Consider the following 6,609-nt stretch of genomic DNA (forward strand, 5'->3'; position numbering starts at 1 on the left):
CTTATAACGCGCGTCGGCTCAGGCCGGAAGTCGTTCGGCGAGCGCAGTCAGGCCGGCCCGCGGCGTCATCGAGGACCATTGCCGCGCCACGGCGATCAACGCCTCGAGGACCGGCCGCGCCGCGCCTTCCGGGAGCGGCGAAAGCGCCTCCAGCGCAGCCAGCAGGCGGCGTTCCGCCTCCAGTTCAACGGCCTTGACCTGGGCCCGGACGGCCTCGCGGTCCGCGTCTTCCAGATCGGGGTTGCGGCCCTTGAGCGCGCGCCGCACGGACCGGAGCGGGGCGATGGCCGTCTCTTGCCACGCGCGGGCGATGTCGCAGGCCGCCTCCAGTGTGTCGGCGTCAGGGCTTCGCCCGGTGCGTGCGGCCCAGGCGGCCCACAGCAGCAGGGGCACATTCTGGCCGGCGGCGTCCTGCAGGTGCAGGCAGGCCTCGCCGACGCCATCGGAGGCATAGGCCCGTACGGCCCAGTCCCACAGGTCGCTCATTCGTCGCCCGCGCCCTTCAACCCGCCCCAGCGGCGGACTCCGGACCAGTCGAGGCCGAACAGGTCCAGCGCCCGACCGACGGACTGGTCGACCATCTCGGCGATCGAGGCGGGCTTCGCATAGAAGGCGGGCAGGGGCGGGGCGACGATCGCGCCCATCTCGGTCAGGGCCGTCATGGTGCGCAGATGGCCCAGATGCAGCGGCGTCTCGCGCACCATCAGCACCAGCGGCCGCCGCTCCTTCAGCACCACATCGGCGGCCCGGGTCAGCAGGGTCGAGGTCACGCCGGTGGCGATCTCGCTCATGGTCCGCACCGAGCAGGGCGCGACGATCATGCCCATGGTCCGGAACGAGCCCGAGGCGATCGAGGCGCCGACGTCGTTGAGCCTGTGCGACACGTCGGCGCGGCCCAGCAGGTCGTCGGCGGAAAGATCGGTCTCCTGCGACAGGGTCAGCAGGGCGGCGCGGGTGACGACGAGGTGGCTCTCGACCCCCAGCTCGCGCAGCGCGTCCAGCACACGGACGCCGTAAATCACGCCGGACGCTCCGGAAATTCCGACGATCAATCGGGCGGGGGTCGAGCCGGAAAGGTTCCGTACGGCTCCGTTCACATCTTCGGCCAATTCGGGCTCCAGGGTGGTCCGTATCAGGACGGTCGGCGGTTCACTGGAATGTGATTCTACAGCCGGTCAGACCCGGCGCTGACTGTACTGGTCCCTTAGACATGGAGGCGCAAGCCATGACCATCGAAGCTCGTATCCGCGAACTGGGAAACCGTCACCGCAACCTGGATGAGACCATCCGGCGGGAGATGATCCACCCGGCCACGGACTCGCTTCGCGTAAGGGAGCTGAAGCAACAGAAGCTCCGGCTCAAGGAACAGATCACCAGTCTGGAGGCCCGAGCGCATTAGCGACGGCCTCCCGCAGAAAGAAAGACGGCCCCGGAGCGATCCGGGGCCGTCTTTCTTTCTCAGTCCTTCTTGCCGAACACCGACTCGGCGGTCGGCTCGGCCCCGCGGCGCTCGCGGGCCTCGGGGACGAATTCCGGTTCGGCCGGCTCGACGGCGTCGGCGGGTTGCAGGGTGGCGCCGCCCTTCTTGGCGTCGTCTCGGGCCTTCTTGTCGGCGGCCTTCTTGACCAGTTCGTCGAGGGCCAGCTGGCCGACGAGACCGAGGGTCACCGGATCGACCGGCTTGATGTTGGCGCTGTTCCAGTGAGTCCGGTTGCGCACGCTCTCGATGGTCGACTTGGTGGTGCCGAGCAGCTTGGCGATCTGGGCGTCGGTCACCTCGGGGTGGTTGCGCACGAACCAGGCGATGGCGTCCGGGCGGTCCTGGCGACGCGAGACCGGCGTGTATTTCGGCGCGGGCTTATGGGTCTTCAGCAGTTCGGCGTGGCGGCTGACCACGGCCTGCATCCGGTAGGTCTCGTCGTTCTGGGCCTTGTCCAGTTCCTCGCGGGTCAGCTGACCGTTGACCAGCGGATCGGCGCCGCGGATGTCGCGGGCGACGTCGCCATCGGCGATGCCGCGCACCTCGAGCGGATGCAGGCCGCAGAAGTCGGCGATCTGCTCGAACGTCAGGGAGGTGTTGTCGACCAGCCAGACCGCGGTGGCCTTGGGCATGAGGATGTCGGTCATGAGCGTCTTTGCTTCTGTTCTTGGCCCGCCGCGGCGGGTTCCGGATACGACGGCGCCCGACCTTTCGGCCGGGCGCGGAAGTTATCGATATAGGCCCATTCGCGGTAAAAGAAAACGAAAGCCGTCATCGCCATACAGCCAAGGTTCATCCAGCCTGCTGAACAGTGGCTCCACCGACGCGTTGTGCGTCCAGGAAGCCCGATGGGAGGGACACATGTTGATCGAAACCCTTGCCGCCATGACGATGCTGTCCGGCGCTGGTCAGGAATACGCTCCCGGCGGGGGCCAGGAGCGCGTGGCGCCGCGCGGCGACTACCGTGACAGCTGCAGCGGCGAGTACGTCAATCGCGGCCGCCTCTACGCCGACTGCCAGGACCGACGCGGCAATGTTCGCGGCACCTCGATCGAGCTGAACCGCTGCTCGGACTATGAAATCCGCAATGAGAACGGCCTGCTGGTCTGCGGCCCCTGGCGCGGGACCTACGAGGACCGACCCGGCGGCGGTCGTCCGGACAATGGCGGCGGCTGGGGCGGCGGCCGCAACGAGATCACGGTCTACCGGGACGCCCTGTATCGCGGCGCCTCGACCAGCTTCCGCGGGGCCATGCCGAATCTGCGGGAGTCGGGCTTCAACGACGCGATCAGCTCGATGCAGTTCCGGGGCGCGTGGGAGGTTTGCACCGACGCCTATTTCCGCGGGACCTGCCGAACCTTCAGCGACGATGTCTGGAACCTGCAGCAGCACGGCCTGAACGACCGTATTTCTTCGCTACGTCCCGTTCGCCGCGGCGACCGCTGGTAGTCAGGCCGTCAGGACGATCTTGCCGACGTGGTCGCCCGCCTCAAGCCTGAGGTGGGCGGCCGACGCCTGCTCCAGCGGGAAAGTCGCCTCGACGGGCGGTCGGACGAGGCCCGCAATCACCCACGGCCATGCGGTCGCCTCGACCGCCGCCATCAAGCGAGCCTTTTCGTCGGCCGGCCGGGCGCGCAGGGTCGAGCCGGTCAGGACGATCCGTTTCATCATCAGCCGGGCCAGGTCGATCTCGGCCCGCGCGCCCGACAGGGTGGCGATGACCACCCAGCGGCCGAAGGGTTTGAGAGCGGACAGGTTGAGCGCCGCATAGTCCGCGCCGACCATGTCCAGCACCACGTCGACCCCGCCGAACGCCGCGATCGCGGCCTCCAGATCGTCGGAACGGGCGTCGAGGCTGAGATCCGCGCCCAGCGCCGCAGCGGCCCGGGCCTTGTCCGCGCCGCGCGAGGTGGCGATGACCCGGGCGCCGGCCGCCCTGGCCATCTGGATCGCTGTCACGCCTATGCCGCTGGTGGCGCCGTGGATCAGCAGGGTCTCGCCGGCCCTCAACGCCCCCGCCTCGAACACATTGGCGAAGACGGTGCAGACGGTCTCGGGCAGGGCCGCGGCCTGGACCAGATCGAGATCGGCCGGGACGGGGAGGGCGTGGCGGGCGTCGACAACGGCGTAGTCCGCATAGCCGCCGCCGCCCAGCAGGGCGCAGACGCGGTCGCCGACGGCCCAACGGGCGACGCCGTCGCCGACCTGGTCGACTTCTCCGGCGACCTCGAGGCCTAGGATGTCCGAAGCGCCGGGCGGGGCGGGATAGCGGCCCTGACGTTGCAGCAGATCGGGACGATTGACGCCGGCGGCGCGCACGCGGAGGCGGATCTGGCCCGGCCCGGCGACCGGATCGGGCCGCTCGACCAGGGTCAGCGCCTCCGCGGGGCCTGACCCGCCGGTGATTTCGACAGCCCGCATCGGCTCCCCGTTCTTGCAATCGTCCCTGTCCGGGCGTTCAGATAGGCGCTTGCCTGTGGATTGGCCAAGAAGGAGGCGGTGATGTTCGAGGACCTGGAGCCCCGTCCGGCGCGGGGCGCGCCCCTGATCGCCCTGACGCGCGAGGACCTGGACGGCTATTCGGTCGAGGACCTCAAACAGCGCATCGCCGGGCTTGAGGCGGAGATCGCGCGCTCGAAAGCCGCCATCGAGGGCAAGTCGTCACAGCGCAACGCCGCCGACGCGATGTTCAACTTCCGTCCCTGAATCAGCGGGTTGGCATGGCCGTTGCAGTCCGCTCATGCACCGCGCGAAACCGTGCCGGCCGTGATACGGATGCGCCTTGCACATGAGTCTGACCGAGTTAATGCCCAGCGACGACCTCATCCCATCGGGCGGACGCAGCCGCGCCGCCGTCGTCGACGACTTCGCCCGGTCGGAGCTGTTCGACCGCACGTTCCGCGAAGGGATGGAGCTGGTCGAGGAGACCGCGGCCTATCTGGACGGCGACGGACGGCGTGAATCCAAGCTGCTGTCGCGCACGACGGCTCTGGCCTACGCCGGGGAGAGCATGAAGCTGACCACCCGGCTGATGCAGATCGCGTCGTGGCTGCTGGTGCAGCGGGCCGTGCGCGAAGGCGACATGACGGCGCTGGCGGCCTGCGAACCGCGCTATCGCCTCGCCGATCGCAAGATCGAGGCCGAACCGACCCATCCCGAGCTGCCCATCGCCCTGATCGAATATCTGGTCCGGGCCGAGAAACTGTACGACCGGGTGTTGCACCTCGACCGGCGGATGTACCTCGACACCCCCGGGGAAGAGGCGGTCAATCCGGTGCAGAGCCAGCTGGACCGGCTGACTGCCGCGTTCGGGCAGTAGCGCCTACGGCCCGACGTCGTCGGCGTCGCGGCCACGCCCGTCGTCGACCACCTTGGGCAGGCTGACGGCGATGCCGAGGGCCTCGGCCAGCTTGTCGTCGCGGCCGTAGACGTCCTCGCGGAAGGCGACGCGGCCCTGGCCGTCAACGAAGGCGGTCCAGTACAGCAGTCGCACGGTGATCTCGCGGCCGGTCTGGATGCGCTTGGTCTCGCGGGTGTCCTGGGCCTCGTCGAACTGGGCGAGAAGGCTGGGGTCGGGCGACAGCAGCAGGCGGGCGAACTCGACCGCGTCCTGGACCCGGACGCAGCCATGGCTGCGCTGGCGCATGGCCAGGTTGAAGGCCGACTTGGTCGGGGTGTCGTGCAGGAAGATGGCGTAGCTGTCGCGCAGCTCGAACTTCACATAGCCGAGGGCGGCCGTCGGTCCGGCGCGCTGGATGACCGTGCCGTTGGAGACATACATGTTGTTGGCCGCCAGATAGCCGGGACCCTTGGGCAGAATCTCGTTCCGGGCGATCGAGGCCGGCACATACCAGGGCGGGTTGGCCACCACGGAGGCGAACTGCTTCTCGAGGCTGGGCGTCTGGTTGGCAGGCGAGCCGACCACGACCCGGTTCGAGTGAACGGGCTTGCCGTCCTTCCAGTAGACCATGATGGCGGCGGCGGTGTTGACCTCGATCCGCTCGGGGGCGAGGTCGCGCTTGAGCCAGCGGCGGCGTTCGAGGTTCAGGGCGATCTGGCGGGCGCGATCCTCAGCCGAGGCCGACAGCGACCGCTGCGTGCCCGTGCCGATCCGGCCGTCGGCGCCGAGCCCGTGGCGAACCTGGAAGCCCTTGACGGCCTCTTCCAGCTCCGGGCCGTAGATATTCCCCTGGGCCGCCAGCCGGGTCCCGTCCGCGGTCGACAGGTCGCCCTCGGCGACGAGCCGTTCGATCAGCACCGGAATGCGCGCATCGCTCGCGCCGGGCTCGATCGTCGGCCCGGCCCGGAAGGCGGGCCAGCTCCGCCCCTCGCTGATCATCCGGCGATAGCGCACATAGCCGGCCGAGAGGTTTGAGTAGCCGATGTCGGTCGGGGCCAGGCCCTCGAACCAGTCGATCAGGCGATTCTGGGCGAGGGCGTCGTTCAGGCCGACGGGCAGGTCGACCCGGTTCTTCTGCATCTCCCACAGGTCTTCGACCGTTTCCGGGCGCACCCGGCCCTCGGCCAGCACCCGGCCGTACCCAAGCGCCGCCGCCGTGGTGCGCATCTCGGCCGCGGCGGGGACGGACGCCAGGGCGTCGAAATCGAAGAAGTCGGACTGGGACAGGCCATGGCGCTCGGCGCGACCGGCGGCCCCCTGCAAGGCGCGCAGGCGTTCGGGCGTCCAGACCGGGCGCCAGCCGTTCAGCTCGTAGAAGGCCCGGACGTCGGGCTGGATCGTGGCCGGCAGGCGGGCCAGCTGGTCGTTGAAGCTGTCGTAGAAAGCGACGGCGGCCGGGTCGCGGGTCTGCGCATTCGCCGCCAGCGCGCTTGCTGACGCGAGGGCCGTTGCCGCCGCGCCCAGACCCAGTTGCCGTCGATTCATCACTGCTGCTCTTCGCCCAAATCCACGCAGAATCCTGCGTCTACGCCCCGTGGTCCAACGCGGCCATGTTATCGGCGTTCCGGGCAAACAGAAAGGCGTCGGTCCCGGGACCGACGCCTTCGTGTCCGTCTTGACGGGGGGTGTGGCCCTAAAGCCAGACCGCCTACTTCTTGATGAAGCCGCCGAACTTGTTGTTGAAGCGCGAAACGCGGCCGCCACGGTCCATCAGCTGCTGATTGCCGCC

Annotated in this window: 9 protein-coding genes and 1 pseudogene; 4 read left to right on the forward strand and 6 right to left on the reverse strand. The window is 69.1% G+C overall.

Going from position 1 to position 6,609, the window contains the following annotated elements:
- Positions 1-18: 18 nt before the first annotated feature.
- Both V6M45_RS07395 and V6M45_RS07400 read right to left on the reverse strand, forming a co-directional pair.
- A complete protein-coding gene (locus V6M45_RS07395; protein WP_332655108.1) occupies positions 19-486 on the reverse strand; it encodes a TIGR02444 family protein in 468 nt (155 codons plus the stop codon).
- Positions 483-1,097 carry a UbiX family flavin prenyltransferase gene (locus tag V6M45_RS07400; RefSeq protein ID WP_332655124.1) on the reverse strand — a complete coding sequence of 205 codons (615 nt, stop codon included), beginning with the start codon at positions 1,095-1,097 and terminating at the stop codon, positions 483-485. Before V6M45_RS07400 ends, V6M45_RS07395 begins: the two co-directional genes overlap by 4 nt.
- A 128-nt stretch (positions 1,098-1,225) precedes the next feature.
- On the opposite strand from V6M45_RS07400, the gene V6M45_RS07405 reads away from it, so the two are divergent.
- Positions 1,226-1,399, forward strand: a complete 174-nt coding sequence (locus V6M45_RS07405) for a YdcH family protein (protein WP_332655110.1) — start codon at positions 1,226-1,228, stop codon at positions 1,397-1,399.
- A 59-nt stretch (positions 1,400-1,458) separates the two neighbouring features.
- Here V6M45_RS07405 and V6M45_RS07410 read toward each other — a convergent pair whose 3' ends face one another.
- Positions 1,459-2,127, reverse strand: a complete 669-nt coding sequence (locus tag V6M45_RS07410; protein ID WP_332655112.1) for a DUF1013 domain-containing protein — start codon at positions 2,125-2,127, stop codon at positions 1,459-1,461.
- Positions 2,128-2,341: 214 nt separating this feature from the next.
- On the opposite strand from V6M45_RS07410, the gene V6M45_RS07415 reads away from it, so the two are divergent.
- Entirely contained in the window at positions 2,342-2,929 is a 588-nt protein-coding gene (locus tag V6M45_RS07415) for a beta/gamma crystallin-related protein (RefSeq protein ID WP_332655114.1), read from the forward strand.
- Here the strand turns inward: V6M45_RS07415 and V6M45_RS07420 are convergent, their stop codons facing one another.
- Entirely contained in the window at positions 2,930-3,901 is a 972-nt protein-coding gene (locus V6M45_RS07420) for an NAD(P)H-quinone oxidoreductase (protein ID WP_332655116.1), read from the reverse strand.
- An 81-nt stretch (positions 3,902-3,982) separates the two neighbouring features.
- Between V6M45_RS07420 and V6M45_RS07425 the strand changes: the two genes are divergently transcribed.
- Both V6M45_RS07425 and rcdA read left to right on the forward strand, forming a co-directional pair.
- The gene (locus V6M45_RS07425; protein ID WP_332655118.1) at positions 3,983-4,186 is read left to right on the forward strand and encodes a DUF1192 domain-containing protein; all 204 of its coding nucleotides are present in this window, start codon (positions 3,983-3,985) and stop codon (positions 4,184-4,186) included.
- Between the two features lie 82 nt (positions 4,187-4,268).
- Complete coding sequence (gene rcdA / locus V6M45_RS07430) at positions 4,269-4,799, forward strand: protease adaptor protein RcdA (protein WP_442880556.1); 531 nt, start codon at positions 4,269-4,271, stop codon at positions 4,797-4,799.
- Positions 4,800-4,802: 3 nt separating this feature from the next.
- Here the strand turns inward: rcdA and V6M45_RS07435 are convergent, their stop codons facing one another.
- A complete protein-coding gene (locus tag V6M45_RS07435) occupies positions 4,803-6,365 on the reverse strand; it encodes a L,D-transpeptidase family protein (RefSeq protein ID WP_332655120.1) in 1,563 nt (520 codons plus the stop codon).
- 163 nt (positions 6,366-6,528) lie between these two features.
- Positions 6,529-6,609: pseudogene (gene rpmE / locus V6M45_RS07440) on the reverse strand (50S ribosomal protein L31); the annotation flags it as partial.

Origin of the sequence: Brevundimonas sp., from assembly GCF_036676055.1 — a bacterium.
Classification (GTDB): Bacteria; Pseudomonadota; Alphaproteobacteria; order Caulobacterales; family Caulobacteraceae; genus Brevundimonas.

Excerpts from the sequence above, each read along its gene's own strand:
- V6M45_RS07395 (WP_332655108.1), bottom strand. The coding sequence starts at position 486 with ATGAGCGACCTGTGGGACTGGGCCGTACGGGCCTATGCCTCCGATGGC.
- V6M45_RS07415 (WP_332655114.1), top strand. The coding sequence starts at position 2,342 with ATGTTGATCGAAACCCTTGCCGCCATGACGATGCTGTCCGGCGCTGGT.
- V6M45_RS07425 (WP_332655118.1), top strand. The coding sequence starts at position 3,983 with ATGTTCGAGGACCTGGAGCCCCGTCCGGCGCGGGGCGCGCCCCTGATC.
- V6M45_RS07405 (WP_332655110.1), top strand. The coding sequence starts at position 1,226 with ATGACCATCGAAGCTCGTATCCGCGAACTGGGAAACCGTCACCGCAAC.
- V6M45_RS07410 (WP_332655112.1), bottom strand. The coding sequence starts at position 2,127 with ATGACCGACATCCTCATGCCCAAGGCCACCGCGGTCTGGCTGGTCGAC.
- rcdA (WP_442880556.1), top strand. The coding sequence starts at position 4,269 with ATGAGTCTGACCGAGTTAATGCCCAGCGACGACCTCATCCCATCGGGC.
- V6M45_RS07435 (WP_332655120.1), bottom strand. The coding sequence starts at position 6,365 with ATGAATCGACGGCAACTGGGTCTGGGCGCGGCGGCAACGGCCCTCGCG.
- V6M45_RS07420 (WP_332655116.1), bottom strand. The coding sequence starts at position 3,901 with ATGCGGGCTGTCGAAATCACCGGCGGGTCAGGCCCCGCGGAGGCGCTG.